The organism is Actinoplanes derwentensis, assembly GCF_900104725.1.
Taxonomy (GTDB): domain Bacteria; phylum Actinomycetota; class Actinomycetes; order Mycobacteriales; family Micromonosporaceae; genus Actinoplanes; species Actinoplanes derwentensis.
Genome location: NZ_LT629758.1, coordinates 8,009,746 through 8,030,513 on the forward strand (window position 1 = coordinate 8,009,746; position 20,768 = coordinate 8,030,513).

General features: G+C 68.8%; 19 protein-coding genes, 2 tRNA genes and 1 other RNA gene. 17 read left to right on the forward strand and 5 right to left on the reverse strand.

Annotated features, from left to right (window positions below; all coding sequences use genetic code 11):
• Position 1: 1 nt before the first annotated feature.
• The gene (gene mtnA, locus BLU81_RS35545; protein WP_092551458.1) at positions 2–964 is read left to right on the forward strand and encodes an S-methyl-5-thioribose-1-phosphate isomerase; all 963 of its coding nucleotides are present in this window, start codon (positions 2–4) and stop codon (positions 962–964) included.
• Here mtnA and BLU81_RS35550 read toward each other — a convergent pair.
• The 3 genes from BLU81_RS35550 to BLU81_RS35560 are packed head-to-tail and all read right to left on the reverse strand — an operon-like array spanning position 961 to position 3,247.
• Positions 961–1,530: a DinB family protein gene (locus BLU81_RS35550; protein ID WP_092551460.1), complete on the reverse strand. Its 570-nt coding sequence runs from the start codon at positions 1,528–1,530 to the stop codon at positions 961–963. The two genes, mtnA and BLU81_RS35550, sit on opposite strands and share 4 nt — an antisense overlap.
• Before the next feature lie 37 nt (positions 1,531–1,567).
• Entirely contained in the window at positions 1,568–2,512 is a 945-nt protein-coding gene (locus BLU81_RS35555; RefSeq protein WP_092551463.1) for a prephenate dehydrogenase, read from the reverse strand.
• A 9-nt stretch (positions 2,513–2,521) separates the two neighbouring features.
• The gene (locus BLU81_RS35560; RefSeq protein WP_373873268.1) at positions 2,522–3,247 is read right to left on the reverse strand and encodes a M23 family metallopeptidase; all 726 of its coding nucleotides are present in this window, start codon (positions 3,245–3,247) and stop codon (positions 2,522–2,524) included.
• A gap of 109 nt (positions 3,248–3,356) precedes the next feature.
• Between BLU81_RS35560 and BLU81_RS35565 the strand changes: the two genes are divergently transcribed.
• The 3 genes from BLU81_RS35565 to BLU81_RS35575 all read left to right on the forward strand — a co-directional run bounded on the left by BLU81_RS35565 (position 3,357) and on the right by BLU81_RS35575 (position 5,091).
• Positions 3,357–3,758, forward strand: coding sequence for a hypothetical protein (locus BLU81_RS35565; protein ID WP_231953664.1), 402 nt, complete (start codon positions 3,357–3,359; stop codon positions 3,756–3,758).
• 359 nt (positions 3,759–4,117) lie between these two features.
• Positions 4,118–4,648 (forward strand): tRNA adenosine deaminase-associated protein, encoded by a 531-nt coding sequence (locus BLU81_RS35570; RefSeq protein WP_092551469.1) that lies wholly within the window; start codon positions 4,118–4,120, stop codon positions 4,646–4,648.
• Complete coding sequence (locus BLU81_RS35575) at positions 4,645–5,091, forward strand: nucleoside deaminase (RefSeq protein WP_092551472.1); 447 nt, start codon at positions 4,645–4,647, stop codon at positions 5,089–5,091. The genes BLU81_RS35570 and BLU81_RS35575 overlap by 4 nt, the downstream gene beginning before the upstream one ends.
• Positions 5,092–5,393: 302 nt before the next feature.
• Here the strand turns inward: BLU81_RS35575 and deoD are convergent, their stop codons facing one another.
• A complete protein-coding gene (deoD, locus tag BLU81_RS35580) occupies positions 5,394–6,101 on the reverse strand; it encodes a purine-nucleoside phosphorylase (protein WP_092551475.1) in 708 nt (235 codons plus the stop codon).
• 114 nt (positions 6,102–6,215) lie between these two features.
• Between deoD and BLU81_RS35585 the strand changes: the two genes are divergently transcribed.
• The 4 genes from BLU81_RS35585 to BLU81_RS35600 all read left to right on the forward strand — a co-directional run bounded on the left by BLU81_RS35585 (position 6,216) and on the right by BLU81_RS35600 (position 9,613).
• Positions 6,216–6,305, forward strand: a tRNA-Ser gene (locus BLU81_RS35585).
• 366 nt (positions 6,306–6,671) lie between these two features.
• The gene (locus tag BLU81_RS35590; protein WP_092551478.1) at positions 6,672–6,881 is read left to right on the forward strand and encodes a hypothetical protein; all 210 of its coding nucleotides are present in this window, start codon (positions 6,672–6,674) and stop codon (positions 6,879–6,881) included.
• 185 nt (positions 6,882–7,066) lie between these two features.
• Positions 7,067–7,408: an STAS domain-containing protein gene (locus BLU81_RS35595; RefSeq protein ID WP_092551481.1), complete on the forward strand. Its 342-nt coding sequence runs from the start codon at positions 7,067–7,069 to the stop codon at positions 7,406–7,408.
• Positions 7,409–7,423: 15 nt separating this feature from the next.
• Positions 7,424–9,613, forward strand: a complete 2,190-nt coding sequence (locus BLU81_RS35600) for a hypothetical protein (RefSeq protein WP_157751952.1) — start codon at positions 7,424–7,426, stop codon at positions 9,611–9,613.
• Between the two features lie 148 nt (positions 9,614–9,761).
• Here BLU81_RS35600 and BLU81_RS35605 read toward each other — a convergent pair.
• Positions 9,762–9,849 (reverse strand) — tRNA-Ser (locus BLU81_RS35605).
• 85 nt (positions 9,850–9,934) lie between these two features.
• Here BLU81_RS35605 and ffs point away from each other — a divergent pair.
• From ffs to BLU81_RS35650, 9 genes are all read left to right on the forward strand, one after another.
• An RNA gene (gene ffs / locus BLU81_RS35610) (signal recognition particle sRNA small type) lies at positions 9,935–10,030 on the forward strand.
• Between the two features lie 91 nt (positions 10,031–10,121).
• On the forward strand, positions 10,122–13,556 hold the full coding sequence (locus tag BLU81_RS35615; protein WP_092551487.1) for a DNA polymerase III subunit gamma and tau: 3,435 nt from the start codon (positions 10,122–10,124) through the stop codon (positions 13,554–13,556).
• A 312-nt stretch (positions 13,557–13,868) separates the two neighbouring features.
• On the forward strand, positions 13,869–14,168 hold the full coding sequence (locus BLU81_RS35620; RefSeq protein ID WP_231954864.1) for a YbaB/EbfC family nucleoid-associated protein: 300 nt from the start codon (positions 13,869–13,871) through the stop codon (positions 14,166–14,168).
• Positions 14,169–14,172: 4 nt separating this feature from the next.
• Positions 14,173–14,766, forward strand: a complete 594-nt coding sequence (gene recR, locus BLU81_RS35625; RefSeq protein ID WP_092551493.1) for a recombination mediator RecR — start codon at positions 14,173–14,175, stop codon at positions 14,764–14,766.
• Between the two features lie 146 nt (positions 14,767–14,912).
• Positions 14,913–16,574 (forward strand): ABC transporter substrate-binding protein, encoded by a 1,662-nt coding sequence (locus BLU81_RS35630; RefSeq protein ID WP_092551496.1) that lies wholly within the window; start codon positions 14,913–14,915, stop codon positions 16,572–16,574.
• 95 nt (positions 16,575–16,669) lie between these two features.
• Complete coding sequence (locus BLU81_RS35635; RefSeq protein ID WP_092551499.1) at positions 16,670–17,674, forward strand: ABC transporter permease; 1,005 nt, start codon at positions 16,670–16,672, stop codon at positions 17,672–17,674.
• Positions 17,671–18,618 carry an ABC transporter permease gene (locus tag BLU81_RS35640; RefSeq protein ID WP_092551502.1) on the forward strand — a complete coding sequence of 316 codons (948 nt, stop codon included), beginning with the start codon at positions 17,671–17,673 and terminating at the stop codon, positions 18,616–18,618. Before BLU81_RS35635 ends, BLU81_RS35640 begins: the two co-directional genes overlap by 4 nt.
• Before the next feature lie 7 nt (positions 18,619–18,625).
• Positions 18,626–19,618: an ABC transporter ATP-binding protein gene (locus BLU81_RS35645; protein ID WP_092551505.1), complete on the forward strand. Its 993-nt coding sequence runs from the start codon at positions 18,626–18,628 to the stop codon at positions 19,616–19,618.
• Positions 19,615–20,730 (forward strand): ABC transporter ATP-binding protein, encoded by a 1,116-nt coding sequence (locus tag BLU81_RS35650; RefSeq protein ID WP_092551508.1) that lies wholly within the window; start codon positions 19,615–19,617, stop codon positions 20,728–20,730. The genes BLU81_RS35645 and BLU81_RS35650 overlap by 4 nt, the downstream gene beginning before the upstream one ends.
• Positions 20,731–20,768: the final 38 nt, after the last annotated feature.

A 20,768-nucleotide genomic window follows, 5' to 3' on the forward strand; every position in this document is an offset into this window, starting at 1 on the left:
AGTGCGGACGATCGACTGGGTCAACGAGGCCGTCGAGATCATCGACCAGACGGCCCTGCCGGGTGAGGAACGAGTGCTGCGGCTGCACACCGTGGGCGAGCTGATCGCGGCGATCCAGTCGCTCGCGGTCCGCGGAGCACCGGCGCTGGGTGTGGCCGGGGCCTTCGGAGTGGCCCTGGCCGCCCGGATCCACCTCGACGATCCGGCGGCCCTCAACCTCGCCGTCCAGCGGATCGAGACGGCCCGGCCGACCGCGGTCAACCTGGCCCGCGGCGCCCGCCGGGCCGCCGCGCTGCTCCCGCACGGGCCGGCGGCCGTGCTGGCCGAGGCCTGCGCCGTCCGGGACGAGGAGATCGCCGCCTCGGAGTCGATGGCCCGGCTCGGTGCCGACCTGGTCGCCGAACTGTGCGGGGCCCGGCCCCGGCTGCTCACCCACTGCAACACCGGCGCGCTGGCCGCGGTCACCGTCGGCACCGCCCTCGGCGTGGTCGGCGAACTGCACCGGCGCGGCCGGCTCGCCGCGGTGATCGCCAGCGAGACCCGGCCGCTGCTGCAGGGCGCCCGGCTCACCTCGTGGGAGCTGACCCGCTGGGGCATCGAGCACCGGGTCGCGGTCGACTCGGCCGGGCCGTTCCTGATGGCCCGTGGCGAGGTGGACGCGGTGATCCTCGGCGCCGACCGGATCTGCGCCAACGGCGACGTGATCAACAAGATCGGCACCTACTCGCACGCGCTCGGCGCGCGGCGGGCCGGAATCCCGTTCCTGGTGGTCGCGCCGGAGTCGACGGTCGACACGCACACCGCCACCGGCGCGGACGTGGAGATCGAGGACCGCGGTTCGGCCGAGGTCACCGCGTGGAGCGAGGCGGTGAACCCGGCCTTCGACGTCACCCCGTTCGACCTGGTCACCGCGATCGTCACGGACCGCCGGGTGATCCGCGTCGACCGGGGAGAGAAGCCTTAAGCCTTCTTCCAGGGCTTCATCCAGTCGGTCTCGGGCCAGCCCTCGGCGGCGGCCATCAGCGGGTACGCGGTGGCCCCGTCGACGGTCTCCCGGATCACGTCCGCGTGCCCGGTGTGCCGCGCCGTCTCCTGGATCAGGTGCAGCAGCACCCACCGCAGCGTCCAGAAGTCCTGGTCCTTCGGATTCCACGGCACCGAGTGGTCGATCGGCACCGGATGATCCAGATCGGCCAGCTCGCGGACGGTCTTCTCGGTGGCCGCGGCGACCCGGTCGTACATTACGAGGATGTCGTCCAGGGACTCGTCGTCGGCCATCCGGAAGTTGCGCTCGTACGCCCCGTAGTCGACCGGCTGCCGCTCACCCCGGACGGTCGTCAGCCAGCCCTCCTCGGTGGTGGCGCAGTGCTTGATCAGACCGGCGACGCTGAGTGGGCTGGCGCTCGGCGTCGCCCGCAACTGCTCCGGGGTGAGCCCGAACGCGGTCAGCTTGAGCACGTAACGCATCTGGGCGAGGTACGCGAGCAGACCGTCCTGCTCGTCGGTGACGGGGCGAACCTGACCGGGCATCTCTCGGCTCCTAACGTCGTGGTGTCGTCACCTGACGTTAGGAGCCATTGCGGTCATTTTCCGGCCGCATCGTGACAACCTCCCGATCGCGCACGGATGTCACCCATCCGCCGGCCCGGCCCAGTTCCAACAGAGCCCAGATCTCCGACATCTCGGTTTTGGGGCTGCCGGTCGTCGCGGGCCAGGCCCTTCGTGCCACCTCGCCGATCTTGAGCTGGGGCGTCAACGCCCGGATCGGATCGTCCGACTCCAGCGCCTCGGCCATCAGCTCCAGGTCACCGATGAGCCGCCGCAGCTCCCGGTGCACCGAACTCCAGTTGCCGCCGCACATCGCCGCGGTCAGCTCGGCACGGGTCGCGGCCACCCGGGTGCCGTCCCGGAACGATCCAGCCGCCAGCGCCCCGGCCAGCGGGTTCTCCTGGAGCTGCCCGGCCAGGACCGCCGCGAACAGGTGCGGCACGTGACTGATCTGGGCGACGGCGGCATCGTGCTCGGTCGCGGTCACCGGCACCACCCGCGCGCCCATCCCGGTGAACAACCGGGCCAGCAGCAGCCAGTCGTCCAAGGCGCTCTCGTGCGGCTCCAGGCACAACACCCAGGCGCAGCCGTCGAAGAGGGTCGCCTCGGACGCCGCGAACCCGGACGTCTCCCGGCCCGCCATCGGATGCCCGCCGACAAACCGGCGCCCCTCGAGAAGGTCCCGCACCGGACCCTTCACCGACGTCACATCGGTCACCAGGCCGTCATATCCGTCCAGGTCGGCGGCCACTTGCGGCAAGACCGGCAGCGGTACGGCCAGAACGGTCACGTCGCACCCCGCAGCCGCCTCCCGCACCGAATCGGCGATCGAGAACCCGGCCTCCCGAGCCGCCGACCGGGTGAGCGGGTCGGCGTCGTAGCCCACCACCTCGTGCCCGGCGGCAGCGAGCGCCCGCAGCAGCGAACCGCCGATCAGTCCCAGCCCGATGACCGCAATGTGCATGCGCCGAGACTAGGCCTTGCAGTCGCTTTTCTTCTCCCACGACTCGACGGCGGCGACCGGGCTCTTCTGGCCACCCTTACGCCAGGACGCGAGATAGCTGTACGGCCAGACGACTCCGCGCCGCACCTTCCAGTCGCCGGTCTCGGCGCACGGCGGGGAGATGCCGTAGTGCACGTGACAGACGTTGCTCGCGTTGCCGGTCCTACCGGTCAGGCCGAGCAGCTGACCGGCTTTCACCTTGGTCCCCGGCGTGATGCCGGACTGCACCTTGCTCAGGTGCGAGCCGTAGTAGCGCACCCCGTCGTCACCCCGGATCGCCACCGAGAGGCCGCCGTTGAACGGGCCGTCCGGATTGCCCTTGACGTAACGGTCCCGGAGGCTGACCTCCAGCACGGTCCCGCTGGTGGTGGCCACGAAACGCGACCCGCAGTCGACGAAGACATCGGTGCCCGGGTACTTCGAGTGGGTGTTGTGCCAGTCCACGTTCGAAGCGTCGACGGGGAAGACATATTTCACCTTCACCGCAGCCGGCTCACTCGGCTCGGGTTTCGCCGACGCCGGCACCGACGGGGCGGCGGGCGCGCTCGTGGCCGGGGCCGACGCCGTCTCGGGAGTCGCCGACTGCGCCGCCACCGGCTGCTCGGCCGGGTCCACGAACTGCGGTGTGGTGGCCGGCGAAGCCGACCCACCGGTCACTGACCCGCAGCCGGCCAGACAGACCGCCACAAGCGTCAAACCAGAGAGGGTACGGAGTAGAGGCACCGCGCCATCCTGGCAGAAGACCGGAAATAGTGCCGACCGGCGAGGGCTACGCTGTGGACAGGTGTGACGGAGGGAACCGAGGATGACCGACCGGCAAGTCTCCTGGCCGGTGGCTGAGCCACCGCCCCCGGGCTACCTTCCGCCGCGAGGGCTGCCGCACTCGCCGATGATGTTCAGCGGGCTCCCGCCCCGGCCGGTCTACCGGGAAGTGCACCCGGTCTCGGCCGGTCCCGTGGTGGCCGGGATCGCGGCCACCACGGCCTGGTTCGTGCTCTTCGGCAGCCTCGGCAACGACCTCGGGTCGTACGCCTGGTGGACGATCGGTGCCGCGATGGCCGCCTGGGCCGTCGCCGCGGTGCTGGCGGTGCTCGGCGACCGGGGAACGGCCGCCGGAGTGGCGGTGGCGAGCGGGTTCGGCCTGTCGCTGGCGCTGGCGCTGGTGGCCTACCGATGGACGGCGACACTCGACTGGCCGCTCTGGTGACCGCTCTCCAGCGGCCACTCGACGTACACCTGCGGTAGCCCTGAGCAGTGATTCTGCCGATGTGGCCATCGACTCTTGACGAACGTCTCGCGCTGTCGCACTCTCGGCTCCATGGCCCCCTCGCCACCACGGCTCGACCCCGATCGCAGCCGTCGCCGACTCGAGTTGCTGGCGGCACTCGCACAGGCGAAATCGACACGCGAATCGATGTTGTCGCCGCGGGTGCGGGGGCTTCGGCTCCGAGAGCTGATCGCTATACGCCGTCGCCCGGTCAACTGATTCAGGGCGTGGCTCCCTGCGCCCGCCGTCGCACCCGCTACCGTCAGGCGCTGAGTGTTTAGGATCGTGTTGGGGGAATCGTGTCGATTTTCGCTGCCGCCGTGGCCCGGGGCAAAAACGGCTGGACGGCGTCGGAGCTGGACCTTTCCGGCCTGGCTGACATCGACGAGGTGGTTGACTCGCTGAGAGATGCCGAGCCGGACGCCGAATTGTCGCTCCTGTTCGTCGAGAGCGACGACGAATACCTGGCGATCCTGCGGCTGGACGACGGTGAGGACCCGCGGGTCTTCGCCTCGGACTCGGCCTTCGCCGAGGAGTCGCGGGTCGGATCGGTACTGCTCGGCGAGGTGGAGACCCCGGCCCTGGAGCTGGACGACCTGGCCGAACAGGACGACTCGTCCGCGTCCGGGGCGGAGGACGAGGACGACACCCCGCCCGAGCCGGACGCCGACCCGATCGGGGACGCCGACCTGCTCGGTGACCTGGGGATCACCGCTAAACGGCTGCTCGCCCTCTGTGGCATGGAGGGGATGATGCCGGCCGACGTCACCGCGGAGATCTGTTCCAAGATCGGCTGCGGTGACGAGATGGAGGAGCTGCGCGAGGCGTGAGCCGGCGTCGGCAGCAGGAGGAGTGGATGCGGCGGGCTATCGCCGTCGCCTCCACCTCGTCCGAGGACGTTCCGGTCGGGGCGATCATTCTCGGTCCCGACGGCTCTGAACTGGCCGCCGCCGGCAACGAGCGGGAACTCACCGGCGACCCGACCGGACACGCTGAGGTATTGGCGATCCGGCGGGCCGCCGCGCGGGTGGGCGAGTGGCGGCTGGCGGGCTGCACCCTGGTGGTCACCCTGGAGCCGTGCACGATGTGCGCCGGGGCGCTGGTGCTGGCCCGTGTCTCGACGCTGGTCTTCGGCGCCTGGGAGCCCAAGACGGGCGCGGTCGGCTCCCTCTGGGACGTCGTCCGCGACTCGCGGCTCAACCACCGACCCGAGGTGTACGGCGGCATCCTCGAATCCGAGTGCGCTGCCCTGCTCCGCGACTTCTTCCGCTAGCCGCCGGCGTTCAGCGTGGTGAGTTGGGGCGCGATTCGCACCTCAAGTCACCACGCTGAACGCCGGGGTGAACCGCGGGTCGTCGCGCGGGTGGCTGCTACGGGTTGTGTGGTGACCTGGGGTGTGGAGCGAACCCCAAGTCACCACGCTGGTCGCCGCCTCCGGACCGGGGGCCGCCGCATTCGGCCCGGCGGTCGCCTCGTCGGCCGGGACCCGGCGCCTTCCTCGCGCGGTGGCCACGGGAGGTGTGGTGCGGCGAAGGGCCCCGGTGGCGTACCGGAACAGTGGTGTTGATCTGGCTCTTAGGCGATTGCCGTGTCGAGACCGATCTTGACCATGTTGGTGAAGCCCTTTTCGCGCTGGGCGGAGTCCATCGCCTCGCCGCGCTTGATGTGGTCGCTGACCGTCAGGATGGTCAGGGCCTTGGCGCCGTAGCGGGCGGCGATCGTGTAGATCGCGGCGGACTCCATCTCGACCGCGAGCACCCCGTAGTCGGCGAGCGAGTCGTAGAGGTCGGGGCGGTCGGTGTAGAAGCCGTCGGCGGCCAGCACCGAGCCGACCCGGATCGGGGTGCCCTGCGCCTCTGCCAGCTCGACCGCCTTGCGCAGCAGGCTGAAGTCGGCGACCGGTGCGTAGTCGACCAGGCCGTCGAAGCGGGTCCGGTTCATGTTGGAGTCGGTGGCCGAGCCGATCGCGGCGATCACGTCACCCAGGTTCAGGTCCAGGGCCAGAGCGCCGCAGGAACCGATTCTGATCACTGACTTGACGCCGTATTCGTTGATCAGTTCGTGGGTGTAGATGGAGGCCGACGGCATGCCCATGCCGGAGCCCTGCACCGAGACCCGCTGGCCCTTCCAGGTGCCGGTGAACCCGAGCATCCCGCGGACCTCGGTGTAACAGACCGCGTCCTCCAGGAACGTCTCTGCGATCCACTTCGCCCGCATCGGGTCACCGGGCAGCAGCACCCGTTCGGCGATGTCGCCCGGCTTGCCGCCGATGTGCACGCTCATCTCAATCCTCCGCATTCGTTGCTAGAGCGTCGATCTTGCCAGGTCAGCGGGCTGGCGCACGGTTATGGGTGACCCGACTTCGGAGCCGGTGAGGCGTCCGGTAACGTACGTACCGGTGGCGTGTCCGAGCGGCCTAAGGAGCACGCCTCGAAAGCGTGTGAGGGTTAACGCCCTCCGAGGGTTCAAATCCCTCCGCCACCGCCAAAAGAGAGCCCAGTCCTTGTGACTGGGCTCTCTGCTTTGTACTGCTTCTGTGATGCTTTTGCGCGCCGGGGACTTGTTACGCTCCGTCGCCAACAACGGGGTCGGCCGACCGTCTACATGGCGGCTCATCCGTTCGGGCGTTCTCCATGATCAGGTGCATGATGTGTAACGGTGGTGTTTCGTCGCACGTCAGGGCCGGGAAATACGCTCTGTAGTCGAGTGCGAACCGCCCAAATACATAGGGTGTCGCGCAAGTCACGCAGCCCAAAACTACCGGATCAGACAATGTGGTTCCGACCGGGCGGCGAGTAAGTTTCGCAGAATCGCCCTACGCAGGTTCGTCGATGTCTGTCCTAGATTTGTCATGTGAGAGTTGAGCATCACTGGTGGAATGGCGACGTCCGGCTCGCGCGCCGGGACGTCTACGTCCGCACCGACGGCGCGCAATGGGAGGTCGAGGCCCAGATGGGCGGCCCCGAAGGCAAGTCGAAGGTGCAGCAGTGTCCCGGCAAGGCATCAGCGATGATCCTGGCCGACGCGTGGCGTGGACCACGCTGGCGGTGGCGCGAGCTGTAAAGCCGCGCCAGGAGCCCCCCACTGGCTGCGTCCGCACATGCTTGACCGGTTTCAGCCAGCCTTCGAAACGGGTCGGACCTCAGGGGTCCGACCCGTTTTCTGACGCACGTGGTGTCCGATGTGTCGTGATGATTGCGATCTAGGCTGAATATCCAGCCAGTACGGGGGTAGGGAAGCCGATCATCATGCAAGCAGCAGTCACCGACCATCGTGCCGACGTGGCGGTCCTCCACCTCCAGGGTGAGCTGGACGCCGACACCGCAGGTCAGTTGCATGCCGTGCTCGCCGACCTGCTGGAGCGCCCGGTCCCCAGAATCGTGGTCGACCTGTCCAGCCTGAAATTCTGTGACTCGGTCGGCCTGAGCGCCTTCATCACCAGCAAAGAGGTGATCTCGGCCCGCGGCGGCTGGCTGAGCTTCGCCGGCGCCAACCAGTTCCTCGCCCAGCTGATGGAGAACGTCGGCCTGGGTCGATACTTCGCCATCTTCCCGGAAGTCGACGACGCGATAGCGGCCGCCCAGATTTGATGCCAAGATCCACGGGTGCTGAGACGCTGGGGGAGCGCCCTGCTGGGTGGCCTACTGATATTGACCCTGTTCCCGGGAGCGGCCCGAGCCGCTGACGACGACACCACGGCCTGTGTGGACATCTCCGATCAGGGGATCTCCGCCGGGCCACACCACGGCTCGATCGCGGCCGAAGGCGAACCGGACTGTCTTCGGCTGCCCAGCCCGGAAGGCGCCCGGATCCGGGTGCTCGTCTCCTACCCGAGCGCGCTGACCCCCGAGGTGACGTGGCAGGTCCACAACGCCGACGGAAGGATCGCCTGCGCGGCGTCCGGATGCACGCTCACCGGCCCCGGGCCGTACCGGGTACTCGTCGGTGGGGACCGGGCCGTCGCCGACTACGCGATCGCCGTGCAGCGGCTGGACCAGAACCCCACATGCGACACCCTGCCGCAGGGCCGGTTCGGTGACGTCGAGGGAGTGACCTTCGGACTCTCCGCCGACACCTTCGTCAGATGCTGGACAGTCCCGGCCGGCGCGCACGCCACCCGGGAGACACTCAGCTTCACCCGGCTCGGAACGGCCTGGGCCGGTGGAATCGCCCTCGCCGTGCACGACGCGGCCGGCGCACTCGTCTGCGGCAACACCGAGACCAGACTGAACTACCGCTACCAGGACGACATCTTCCACTGCCGGTTCACCGCCGGTGCGGCGTACACCGTGATCGCGGTGAGCAACCGGACCGACGGGCAGTACCGGATCAACCGGCGGGACGCCACCGGCGCCGGCTGCCAGGCCCCGGCCACCACCGGATTCGGCGGGCGCGCCTCGGCCGGAACCGTCGCCGCCACCGACGACATCCACTGCTACCGGTTCAGCGCCGCCGCCGGCGACCACTACTGGATCAACGTGCGCGGCGGACACGGCTGGGTCACCGACAGCACCGGCGCGATCGAGTGCAGCAGCCTGCCCTGCCGGGTCACCGGCCGGACCGGCTACCAGGTGCTGGCGACCGCTACCGCCGGCGCCACCCCGATCCGGGTCGACACCTGGAACCTCGGCACCGGATCCGGCGTCCCCGCCTCATGCGCCCGCCAGCTGAGCAGCGCCCCCGGCTTCGGTCCGATCGACGGCGAACTGACCGCCGACCGGACCGCGGTCTGCGTGGCACTGCCGAGCAGCTCCTACAGTTCGTTCCACGTGCGGCTCAGCGGCGACCCGGACGTCTTCCACCTGGCCGTCGCCGACTCCGGCACCGGCGTCGGCGAATGCATCGACTACACCACCGTCCGCGAATGCGGTCGCTGGGCCGACGACGCCGCCGAAACACTGCTGATCTTCACCCCCGCGACCGCCACCGACCGGCTCACCTTCCGGGCCGAGACCACGTGCAGCAGCGAACCGTGCTTCCCGGACCCGTACACCCTCAGCAGCCTGCTGTCCGCGGACGCCTCCAACCACGCCCCCGGGCCGATGTGGATCGTCGGCAAGTCACTCGACGTCACCGACCAGATCTCCCTCACCCGGGCCGGGCACACCACGGTTCCCGCCGTCGTCCGGCACCTGACCGCCGACCGCACCCAGCTCACCGTCGACGTCGACTTCACCCGCCTGGCCGCCGGAACCTGGAACGTCACCGGCACCTCCACCTTCCGGCCCGGACAGAGCACCCTCACCGGGGCGCTCACCGTCCACGGCCCCGCACCGACCGCCGGCACCCCGTCGATCAGCGGAACCGTGCGGGTGGGAGCCGTGGTGAAAGCGGCGACCGGCAAATGGGACCCGGTTCCCAGCTTCACCTACCAGTGGACCGCGAACGGGACAGCGATCAAGGGCGCGACCGGGGCTTCCTACTCCATCCCGGCGTCACTCCGCGGCAAACGGCTCGCCGTGCGAGTCACCGGGAAACACCCGCACTACGTCCAGGTCACCACGGCCTCAGTGACGGTCGGCTACGGCGTGGCCCCCAGAGCGACCACCCGGCCGAAGATCAAAGGCACGGCGCGAGCCGGGAAGACGGTAAAGGTCACGGCCGGCGTCTGGTCACCCAAGGCGACCAGCTATCGGTACGAGTGGCGAGTCGCGGGCAAACTGGTCGCCACCACGGCCTCGCTGAAGCTCAAGAAGACCTGGACCGGCAAGAAGCTGACCCTGACCGTGATCGCCAAGCGCACCGGCCATCTCGACGGCCGAGCCGCCGCCACCACGGTGAAGATCCGCAAGTGAAAAGGCGAGGGCCGGCCCCGATCGGGAGCCGGCCCTCGCCCGCACTGTTTTCAAACCAGACAATAGACCCGGCCGATCGACCACCGTCGCCCGGGACGTGCATAGCAAGAAGGCCGGACCCGCTGGGTCCGGCCTCACCTGTTCGTGCTGGCGGAGGATACGAGATTCGAACTCGTGAGGGGTTTCCCCCAACACGCTTTCCAAGCGTGCGCCCTAGGCCACTAGGCGAATCCTCCGAGAGCCAGAGTACAGACACCTTGAGCCGACTCGCCCGCGGGGAGGGGGTCCGCGTGTGGCCTGGCGTCATTAGGTAGTCTCTCACGTAGCCCCTCGTGTGGCGTCATCCTGTGAACCTCCCCAGGGCCGGAAGGCAGCAAGGATAAGCGGGCTCTGGCGGGTGCACGAGGGGTCCTTACTTTGTCCTCCGGACACGCACTGTCGGGGCACGTCGTTTGTTCTTGTCAGACCCTCGACGGAGAATGGCGCGGTCGTTCAGGAGGTGGCAGGAGTGGCACTCGCCCTCTATCGCAAGTACCGGCCGCGCACCTTCGCCGAGATCATCGGCCAAGAGCACGTGACCGAGCCGCTGTCGCAGGCGCTGCGCAGCGGGCGGCTCAACCATGCGTACCTGTTCTCCGGCCCACGTGGCTGCGGCAAGACCTCCAGCGCACGCATCCTGGCCCGCTCGCTCAACTGTGAGCAGGGCCCCACCCCCGATCCGTGCGGCGAGTGTCTGTCCTGTAAGTCGCTGGCCAACGACGGTGCCGGCTCGATCGACGTCATCGAGATCGACGCGGCCAGCCACGGTGGTGTCGACGATGCTCGTGAGTTGCGGGAGAAAGCGTTCTTCGCGCCCGCCAACAGCCGTTACAAGATCTATGTCATCGACGAGGCGCACATGGTCTCGTCGGCCGGTTTCAACGCGCTGCTCAAGCTCGTCGAGGAGCCGCCGGACTATGTGAAGTTCATCTTCGCCACCACCGAACCGGACAAGGTCCTCGGCACCATCCGGTCCCGCACCCATCACTACCCGTTCCGGCTCATCCCGCCGGCGGTTCTCCGGCCCTACCTGCAGAAACTCACTGAGGCCGAGGGCGTCACCGTCGAGCCGTCGGTCTTGCCGCTGGTCGTGCGGGCCGGTGGCGGCAGCGCCCGGGACTCGCTGTCGATCCTCGACCAGTTGATCGCCGGTTCCGGGCCGGCCGGAGTCACCTACTCGGGTGCGGTCGCCCTGCTCGGGGTCACCGACTCCGCCCTGATCGACGAGATGTGCGAGGCGATCGCCGCCGGCCAGGGCGCGGCTGCCTACGCCACCATCGACCGGGTCGCCGACGCCGGGCACGAGCCCCGCCGCTTCGCCTCCGACCTGCTCGAACGCTTCCGCGACTTGATCATCCTGCAGCAGGTTCCGGACGCCGTCGCCAAGGGCCTCATCGACGGCCCCGCCGACCAGCTCGAGGCGATGGCCGTGCAGGCCGCCTCGCTGGGCGCCGCCACCCTGTCCCGTTGCGCGGACATCCTGCACAACGGCCTGATCGAGATGCGTGGCACCACCGCCCCCCGCCTGCTGCTGGAACTGGTCACCGCCCGCATGCTGCTGCCCGGCGCGGACGCTTCGACATCGGCGCTGCTGCAGCGGTTGGAGCGTTTAGAGCAAGGCGTTGTCGTACGGGGGGAGCTCCCCGCCTCCACCCCCGCCCCGATCGACGCGCCCGGTGGTGCCGCACAGCCGCCGTTCGCCGGTGCTCCGTCCGGTGACCAGGCCGCCGCGTCCGACGGCGCCGCCCGTGGCGGGAAAGCGGCCGCGATGGCTGCCGCCCGTGCCGCACTGAGCCGACAGTCCGCTGGTCCGGCCCGCCCGGTCTCCCCGGCCCCCGCCGCTCCGGCCTCCCCGGCACCTGTCGCTGCGGCTCCCGCTGTCCCGGCTTCCGGTTCCGCCGGTCCGGCTTCCGGTTCTGGTGCGGGCTCGGCTGGACAGGCTTCCGGGTCGGCCAGGCACACGGACTCGGGAGCCACCGGTGCCGAGCCTGACTGGAACCAGGTCGCCGCCGGCCGGGAGTCGGCTCCGGCCGACGCCGGGTATGACGACGAACCACCCCCGTGGGACGAGGAACCGCCGGAGCCGGACGAGCCGATCCGCCGCGCCCCCGCGGGAGCGCGCCCTCCGGCCCGATCCAACGCCGCCGAGTCTGAATCATCGGCCAGCGACGCTCGACGGCCTGCCAGCAATGCCCCGCAGTCCGGGGGCGAGGCTCCCCAGCCTGCAGATGACGCAATGCGGCCGGACGACGACGCAACCCAGCCCGTGGGCGACGCGCCTGACTCTGAGGGCATCGCTTCGGCGGTTCGGACGGACGGTCGGCTGGAGCAGGTTCGGGCCGCCTGGCAGGCGCTCGGGCAGCACCAGTCCAAGGTCAAGGCGATGCAGGACTACGGCATCGGGGTCCGCGAGGTGGACGGCGAACTGATCGTGTTCGCCGCTCCGACTCAGGCCCTGGTGGACCGCTTCCTGAACTGGAAGGACGCCATCGCCGCCGAGTTCCGCAAATCCCCTGGTGGGAACTGGCGGATCCGTTGCGAGGTCGGCGGCATCGACGTGCCCTCGGCTCGTTCCGGCACGAGTTCCCGCACCGGCTCCGGCCAGGGGCAAGGCGGTGCCCACCCGGCGGCAGGCGGTGCTCACCAGGGGACAGCGGGTCCGCCCGGCCGGGCTGCTCCCGAGCGGAATGCCGCGGCCTCCTCCGCGGCTCCCGAGCGGAACACCGGTCGCACCGAATCCCGTCCGTCCCGGCCCGAGCCGGCCCCGGCCGCCGACGCCGACGACGAGTGGCCGGCACCATCCGGCGCCGCGGCACCAACCAGAAATGACGCCGGGACATCGACTCCGGCCGCAGGTCAGTCTGGCTCTGCGGGGTTGTCTGGCGCTGACGGTTCCGGGCGGTCGAATTCGGACGTGAGCCGGCCCGCATCTGCTCGCACTGGTGATTCCGGGCGGGTGGAAGCGCCTTCGGGTGACTCCGGGTGGCCTGAACCGGCCCGGCCTGGTGGATCGGGATCGGGTGCTGACGATTCGGCGGATAACGAGTGGCCGGAACCGGTCAAACCGGGCAGCGGTCTGGCCTCGGCGGGGGCGTCCGTCTCTGATGAGGATTCCGCGTGGCCGGAGCCTGTGCGGCCCGGTGGTGGGCTGTCCGGCGGATCGGCTTCCGGGAATGCCGAGCCACATGACGCTGGCGAGGGCAAACTGAGTGCTGGTTCCGGACCCGGCGATGCCTTAGGTAACGGCGATTCAGATGAAGCTGGAGTGGCTGGCGCGGCCGCGAGTGGTGCCGAACGTGGCGTGGACGCTGGTGTGGGTCACGGCGATGCGGCCGGTCATGCCGGTGCCGGGTTGGCTTCGGGCGGTGCGGGCGGCGGGGCGGCGTCTGGTGGCGTGAGTGGTGGGGCGGCGTCCGGTGGGGTCGCTGTTTCGGCTGCTCCTCGGGACGTGGTGGCTGCTGTGCCGCCGAGTGGTGGGAAGCCCGTTGCGGCTCGGTCGGCTGCGATGGAGGCGGCTCGGGCTGCTGCGCGGATGGGAACGGGGGCGGTCGGCCGTACCGCCGAAAGGGATGTCTCCAACGGCGCAGCCGTGGGGTCGGCCCCGGCCGGTGCTCGTGGTGGTGCTGCGGGCAAACCTGGTGGTGGGGCTGCTTTTGCTCAGGCTCGGGCGGCTGCGGCCGGTGGGGCTTCGACGTGGGCGGACGGGTCGCCGATCGGGGAGGCGCCCTACGACCCGGAGTATGACGGGCCACCGTCCGGCGAGGCGGCTCTGGAGGGTTTCGACCCGGGTGACGAGCCGTCGGACGAGGTCATCGACGAGAAGACCGCGCGGGCGAGCAGCGAAGAGCAGGTGATGCAGCTCCTCCGCGAGGCCTTCGGCGCGGAGAAGATCGGCGAGCTGTGACCGCCCGGCAGACGCACCGGGCGGCAGAGGCACCGCCCGGCAGAGGCGCAAGGCGGTGAAGACGCCGGGCAGAGTAGGGCGCCGGGCAGTAAGTCGGGCGCCGGGGGCGGAGACGTCGGCGGTGAGAGCTTTGCCATGCGGGGTGGGTGGAATTCGGGTGCTGGCGGGGTGTCCGGTGGCGTCTCGGCGGGCATGAAGTACGTGACGGTTACGCTGGCGGCGGTAACTTCGAACGCCGCCTCGTATCGAGGGTGGACAGCGAAATCCGATTAGTTGAGGAGCGGTGCCATGCGCCCCGGTGGACAGCCGAACATGCAGCAGATCATGAAGCAGGCGCAGAAGATGCAGCAGCAGGTCGCGCAGGCGCAGGCCGAGCTGGCTGAGGCCGAGTTGACGGGGACCGCCGGCAACGGCCTGGTGACCGCGGTGATCACCGGGCTGGGTGAGTTCAAGTCGGTGAAGATCGACCCGAAGGTGGTCGACCCGGAGGACCTGGAGACGCTGGAGGATCTGGTGCTCGCGGCGATCCACAATGCGGCTGAGGCGCAGCGGGAGCTGGCCGAGCAGAAGATGGGCCCGGCGACCGGCGGCTTCAACCTGCCGGGGTTCTGACCCCGTGTACGAAGGTGCCATCCAGGATTTGATCGATGAGCTGGGCCGTCTTCCGGGTGTGGGCCCGAAGTCGGCTCAGCGCATCGCTTTCCATGTGCTCTCCGCGGATCCGGCGGATGTGAACCGGCTGGCGGGCGCGCTGCGCAAGGTCAAGGAACTGGTGCGGTTCTGCACGACCTGTTTCAACGTGGCCGAGTCGGAGCAGTGCCGGATCTGCCGGGACACCCGCCGCACCAACGAGGTGTTGTGTGTGGTGGAGGAACCGAAGGACATCGTGGCGATCGAGCGCACCGGCGAGTTCCGGGGGCGCTATCACGTGCTCGGTGGTGCGATCAATCCGCTCGAGGGCATCGGCCCGGACAATCTGAAGATCCGTGAGTTGCTGCACCGGGTGGGGACGGGTGAGGTCCGGGAGCTGATTCTCGCCACCGATCCGAACACCGAGGGTGAGGCCACCGCGACGTATCTGGCACTGCTCATCAAGCCGATGGGTCTGACGGTGAGCCGTCTGGCCAGCGGCCTGCCGGTCGGCGGGGATCTGGAGTACGCGGACGAGATCACGCTGGGCCGGGCGTTCGAGGGACGGCGCGCCGTCTGACCGCTGGGGTGGTTGCGCTGCGAAGCAACCTCGTAACAACACGATTGGATTTCAACGGCTGCCCGGAAACTTCCAGGGCCGTTAATGTCCGTCGCATCGGTGGCACACTCCACCGCGTTGACCACCCCACAAGGCAGAGGTGAAGCATGCGTCCATCGAGGCGGAGAGCCGCTATCGCGGTTGCCGCAGTCGCGGTTCTGGCAGCCGCCGGCTGTGCCGAGAGCGAGCGTGGCGATTCTGGCGGCACGACCGTCAAGGACACGCTGGTTTTCGGTGTAGCCGGTGACCCGAAGGTGCTCGACCCGAGCTTCGCCAGTGACGGCGAGTCGCTGCGTGTCGCGCGTCAGATCTTCGAGACGCTGGTGCGACCGGAGGAGGGCGGCACCAAGGCGTCGCCCGGTCTCGCGGAGAGCTGGACCCCGGACGCGACCGGTACTACGTGGACGTTCAAGCTTCGGACCGGTGTGAAGTTCCACGACGGCACCGACTTCAACGCCGAGGCTGTCTGTGTCAACTTCAACCGGTGGTACAACTCGACCGGTCTGATGCAGAGCCCGGACGTCACGCCGTACTGGCAGGACGTGATGGGTGGTTTCGCGAAGAACGAGAGCGCCGAGCTGCCGGAGAGCCTCTTCAAGTCCTGCACCGCGAAGGACGCCGCCACTGTCGACCTGGCGTTCACCCGGGTCTCCAGCAAGGTGCCGTCGGCGCTGATGCTGCCGTCGTTCTCGATCCACAGCCCGGCTGCGCTCAAGCAGTACGACGCGTCGAACGTGAGCGGTTCCGCGGACGACATCAAGTACCCGGAGTACGCGACGGCGCACCCGGTCGGCACCGGCCCGTTCAAGTTCAAGAGCTGGGACCTGCCGAACAAGTCGCTGACGATCGAGCGCAACGACGACTACTACGGCGACAAGGCCAAGCTGAAGACGGTCATCTTCCGGACGATCTCCGACGAGAACGCCCGTAAGCAGGCGCTGCGCTCCGGCGACATCCAGGGTTACGACCTGGTCGGCCCGGCCGACGTGGAGCCGCTGAAGGGTGAGGGCTTCAACGTCCTGACCCGTCCGGCGTTCAACATCCTGTACCTGGCGATCAACCAGAAGGGCAACCCGGCGCTGGCCAAGCCCGAGGTGCGTCAGGCGATCTCGATGGCGATCAACAAGCAGGCGCTTGTCGACTCGAAGCTGCCGCCGGGCGCCAAGGCCGCGATCGAGTTCCTGCCGGACACGGTCGAGGGTTACAACCCGGACGTCAAGAAGTACGACTACAACGTCGAGGAAGCCAAGAAGCTGCTGGCCTCGGCCGGCGCCAGCAACCTGAAGCTGCGCTTCCACTACCCGACCGAGGTCACCCGGCCGTACATGCCGAACCCGAAGGACCTGTTCGAGCTGATCGCGGCCGATCTGAAGGCGGTGGGTATCGAGATCGAGGCCATTCCGCTGAAGTGGAGCCCGGACTACCTGAACGCGACCACCTCGGGTAGCGCGCACGACCTGCACTTCCTGGGCTGGACCGGCGACTACGGTGACGCGTACAACTTCATCGGCACCATGTTCGACCGGCAGAAGGACGAGTGGGGCTTCAACAACCCGGAGCTCTTCGCCCAGTTCAAGGACGCCGACAGCACCGCCGACCAGGCGGCGCGGGTGGAGAAGTACAAGGCTCTGAACGCCAAGATCGCGGAGTTCGCTCCCGGTGTGCCGATCTCGCACTCGCCGCCGGCGATCGTGTTCGGCAAGGGCCTGACCGGTATCACCCCGAGCCCGCTGACTGATGAGCGGTTTGTCGGGGCGACCTTCCAGTAAGCCGTAATCCGGCACCTTTCCTATTGCTCCACCAGCGGGCGGGCGTCATATCCTGACGCCCGCCCGCTGTCGACCTCTCACCTCACGAGGCGGCCTTGATTCGGTTCATCGTGCGACGACTGCTACAGCTGATACCGACGCTGTTCGGTTTGTCGATCCTTCTCTTCATCTGGCTGCGCCGCCTGCCCGGCGGCCCTGAGACCGCGATCCTCGGGGAGCGCGGCACCCCGGCGATGCGTGCACAGATCCGGGCGAACCTGGGCCTGGACGAGCCGATCCTGGTGCAGTACGGCCGGTTCATGCAGCGCATGCTCAAGCTCGACCTGGGCACCTCGATCTCGACGAAGCGCGAGGTCACGACGGAGTTCCTGGAGCGTTTCCCGGGCACTGTCGAGCTCACCATCACCGCGATGATCATCGCGATCGGTGTCGGTATCCCGCTGGGTTACCTGGCCGCCCGTAAGCGCGGCAGTCTGCTGGACAGCCTGTCGGTGGGTGGCTCGCTGATCGGCATCTGTGTGCCGGTCTTCTTCCTGGCGTACGTGCTGAAGTCGATCTTCTCGGAGAACCTGCACCTGTTCCCGTCCAGTGGACGGCAGGATCCGACGCTCGGCGCCACCCGCATCACGAACTTCTTCGTCCTGGACGGCTTGATGACCCGGGAATGGGATGCCGCGCTGGACGCCTTCTGGCATCTGATCCTGCCGGGCCTCGCACTGGCCAGCATTCCGCTGGCGATCATCGTCCGGATCACCCGGGCGAGTGTGCTGGAGGTCCTCAGCGAGGACTACGTTCGGACCGCTCAGTCGAAGGGCCTGACCGAGCGGACGATCCGCAGCCGGCATGTCCTGCGCAACGCGATGCTGCCGATCGTCACGGTGATCGGCCTGCTCACCGGTGGTCTGCTCTCCGGTGCGGTGCTGACCGAGACGGTGTTCGCGTTCAGCGGTATCGGTGCGTTCCTCTACGAGGCCATCGCCAACCGTGACTATCCGGTCCTGATGGGCTTCATCATGATCATTGCTGTCTTCTACGTCCTGGTGAATCTGCTGGTCGACCTCTCGTACAGCCTGATCGACCCGAGGGTGAGGGTCCGATGAGCACCAAGATCGACAAGATCGACCGCCTGGGCGAGCTGTCCGCGGCGAAACAGGACGAGCACGGCGTCAGCCTGTGGACCGAGGCGTTCCGGCGGGTGCGCCGCAGCCCGAGCGCGCTGGTCGGCGTCGGGATCCTCGTCGTCTTCGTCGTGGTGGCGATCGTCGGGCCGTGGCTGGTCCCGTACTCGCCGTCCGAGATGATGGGCCTCAACCAGGTCCGGCCCGGCTCGATCCCGGGCCCGTCGGCCGAACACTGGCTCGGCTACGACCACAACGGCCGCGACCAGTTCAGCCGGCTGGTGGTCGGTGCCCGTCAGACGCTGCTGGTCGGCATCATCTCCACGCTGATCGGTCTCACCGTGGGTGCGCTGATCGGCGGCATCGCCGGTGCCTCCGCCGGTCTCGGCGGCCGGATCGGCCGGGCTGTCGACTCGGTGCTGATGCGCATCGTCGACATGCTGCTCGCCCTGCCCAGCCTGCTGCTGGCGGTCAGCATCGCGGCGCTGCTCGGCGCGGGACTGACCACCGTGATGATCGCGGTCGGCGTGGTCTCGGTGCCGATCTTCGCCCGGCTGCTGCGCAGTGCGATGGTCGCGCAGGCCGGTAGCGACTACGTCCTCGCGGCCACCTCGCTGGGTGTCAAGCGCACCAAGATCGCGATCGCGCACATCCTGCCGAACTCGCTGGCCCCGGTGATCGTGCAGGCGACGTTGACCCTGGCCACCGCGATCATCGAGGCCGCGGCGCTGTCGTTCCTCGGTCTGGGCAACCCGGACTCGTCGACCCCGGAGTGGGGCATGATGCTCTCCGAAGCTCAGCAGTACCTGGACGTCCGGCCCGGCCTGGCGATCTTCCCGGCGCTGGGCATCATCATCACCGCGCTCGGTTTCACCCTTCTCGGTGAGGCGATGCGCGAGGCCCTCGACCCGAAACTGCGGAAGTGAGGCCGCGATGCCACTGCTAGACGTCAAGGATCTGTCCGTCACCTTCTCCCGGCGCGGTCAGCGCACCGTGCGGGCGGTCGACGGGGTGTCGTTCTCGGTCGAGGCCGGTGAGGTCGTCGGCCTGGTCGGCGAGTCCGGCTGCGGCAAGAGTGTCACCTCGCTGGCCCTGATGGGGCTGCTGCCGAAGCAACGCGGCGTGACCATCGGCGGTTCGGCGATGTTCGGCGACACCGACCTGCTCAAGACCGACGAGCGGTCGATGCGGGACATCCGGGGCCGGGACGTCGCGATGATCTTCCAGGATCCGCTGTCCTCGCTGAACCCGGTCGTGCCGATCGGTGTCCAGGTGACCGAGGTGCTCACCCGGCACCGCGGGCTGACCGGGGACAAGGCCCGCAACGAGGCCACCGACCTGCTGAACCGGGTCGGTATCCCGGACCCGACGCGGCGGCTCAAGGAGTACCCGCACCAGCTCTCCGGCGGCATGCGGCAGCGGGCGCTGATCGCGATGGCGGTCGCCTGCCAGCCGAAACTGCTGATCGCCGACGAGCCGACCACCGCGCTCGACGTGACGATCCAGGCGCAGATCCTGGAGCTGCTGCGCGGCCTGGTCCGTGATTCGGGAACCGCGCTCGTCATGATCACGCACGACCTCGGTGTGGTGGCCGGCATGTGCGACAAGGTCAACGTGCTCTACGCCGGCCGGGTCGTCGAGTCGGCCCGGCGCAAGCCGCTGTTCGCCGATCCGCGGCACCCGTACACCACGGGCCTGCTCGGCTCGGTTCCCCGCCTCGACTCCGGCAAGGGCGAGCGGTTGCACGCGATCCGCGGTTCGGTGCGCGACGTCCTGCCCTGGCCGGACGGGTGTGCCTTCGCGCCGCGCTGTGATCAGCGTATCGACGCCTGTGTCGGGGAGCCTCCGGCGCTGGTCGAGGACATGCACCGGCACGCGTACCGCTGTGTCAACCCCGAGTCGCGGACCGTGGAGGTGCCGTCGTGACCGAAACGCTGGTCGAGGTCGACGACCTCAAAGTGCATTTCCCGATCAAACGCGGGGTGTTCCTGGACCGGGTGGTCGGGCACGTCAAGGCGGTCGACGGGGTCGATCTCCGGATCTCCAAGGGCCAGACGTACGGCCTGGTCGGTGAATCGGGTTGTGGCAAGTCGACTCTGGGCCGGGCGTTGTTGCAGCTCACCCCGCCGACTGGTGGCCAGGTGCGCTTCGACGGCACCGAACTGACCACGCTGCCCGCCAACCAGCTGCGGTCGATGCGCCGTCGTATGCAGATGATCTTCCAGGACCCGATGTCCAGTCTCGACCCGCGTCAGAACGTCGAGTCGATCCTCACCGAGGGCCTGCAGGCGCACGGGCTGGGCGGCAACCGGACCGAACGCCGGAAGATCATCGCGAAGTCCCTGGACGCGGTCGGTCTGCCGCAGTGGGCGCTGTCCCGCTATCCGCACGAGTTCTCCGGCGGTCAGCGGCAGCGCATCGGCATCGCCCGGGCCGTGGTGCTCAACCCGGACCTGATCGTCGCCGACGAGCCGGTCTCCGCCCTGGACGTCTCCATCCAGGCGCAGGTCATCAACCTGCTGGAGGATCTGCAGAAGGAACTGGGCCTGACCTATCTGGTGATCGCCCACGACCTGGCGGTGGTCCGGCACATCTCCGACACGGTCGGCGTGATGTACCTGGGCGCGCTGGTCGAGGAGGCCCCCAGTGACGATCTGTATCGGACACCGCTGCACCCGTACACGCGGGCGCTGATGTCTGCGGTGCCGGTGCCCGACCCCGAGGTCGAGGACCGGCGCGAGCGCATCCTGCTCGCCGGGGACCTGCCGTCGCCGGCGAACCCGCCGACCGGCTGCCGGTTCCACACCCGCTGCCCGTGGGCGCAGCCGACCCGCTGCGGCACTGATCGTCCCGAACTGCGGATCATCGGGACCGGCAAGCACCGGGTGGCCTGCCACTTCGTCGAACAGATCGAGTCCGGGGAACTCCGGCCGCACGCGGTGAAGGCCGAGGTCATCGCGGACGGCGCCGGGGCGAAGGACGCACACGGTGCTCTGGAGACCGCTCTGGAGACGCCCGGCGGCGGTCCGGGGATCTAGCAGATCAAAAACGAGAGGCCGCTTTCCCGTACGAGGAA

Bases quoted from the DNA above. Each gene is read 5' to 3' on its own strand.
- BLU81_RS35550 (WP_092551460.1), bottom strand. From the start codon at position 1,530: ATGCCCGGTCAGGTTCGCCCCGTCACCGACGAGCAGGACGGTCTGCTC.
- BLU81_RS35555 (WP_092551463.1), bottom strand. From the start codon at position 2,512: ATGCACATTGCGGTCATCGGGCTGGGACTGATCGGCGGTTCGCTGCTG.
- BLU81_RS35565 (WP_231953664.1), top strand. From the start codon at position 3,357: ATGACCGACCGGCAAGTCTCCTGGCCGGTGGCTGAGCCACCGCCCCCG.
- deoD (WP_092551475.1), bottom strand. From the start codon at position 6,101: ATGAGCGTGCACATCGGCGGCAAGCCGGGCGACATCGCCGAACGGGTG.
- BLU81_RS35595 (WP_092551481.1), top strand. From the start codon at position 7,067: ATGCAAGCAGCAGTCACCGACCATCGTGCCGACGTGGCGGTCCTCCAC.
- BLU81_RS35620 (WP_231954864.1), top strand. From the start codon at position 13,869: ATGCAGCAGATCATGAAGCAGGCGCAGAAGATGCAGCAGCAGGTCGCG.
- BLU81_RS35630 (WP_092551496.1), top strand. From the start codon at position 14,913: ATGCGTCCATCGAGGCGGAGAGCCGCTATCGCGGTTGCCGCAGTCGCG.
- BLU81_RS35640 (WP_092551502.1), top strand. From the start codon at position 17,671: ATGAGCACCAAGATCGACAAGATCGACCGCCTGGGCGAGCTGTCCGCG.
- BLU81_RS35645 (WP_092551505.1), top strand. From the start codon at position 18,626: ATGCCACTGCTAGACGTCAAGGATCTGTCCGTCACCTTCTCCCGGCGC.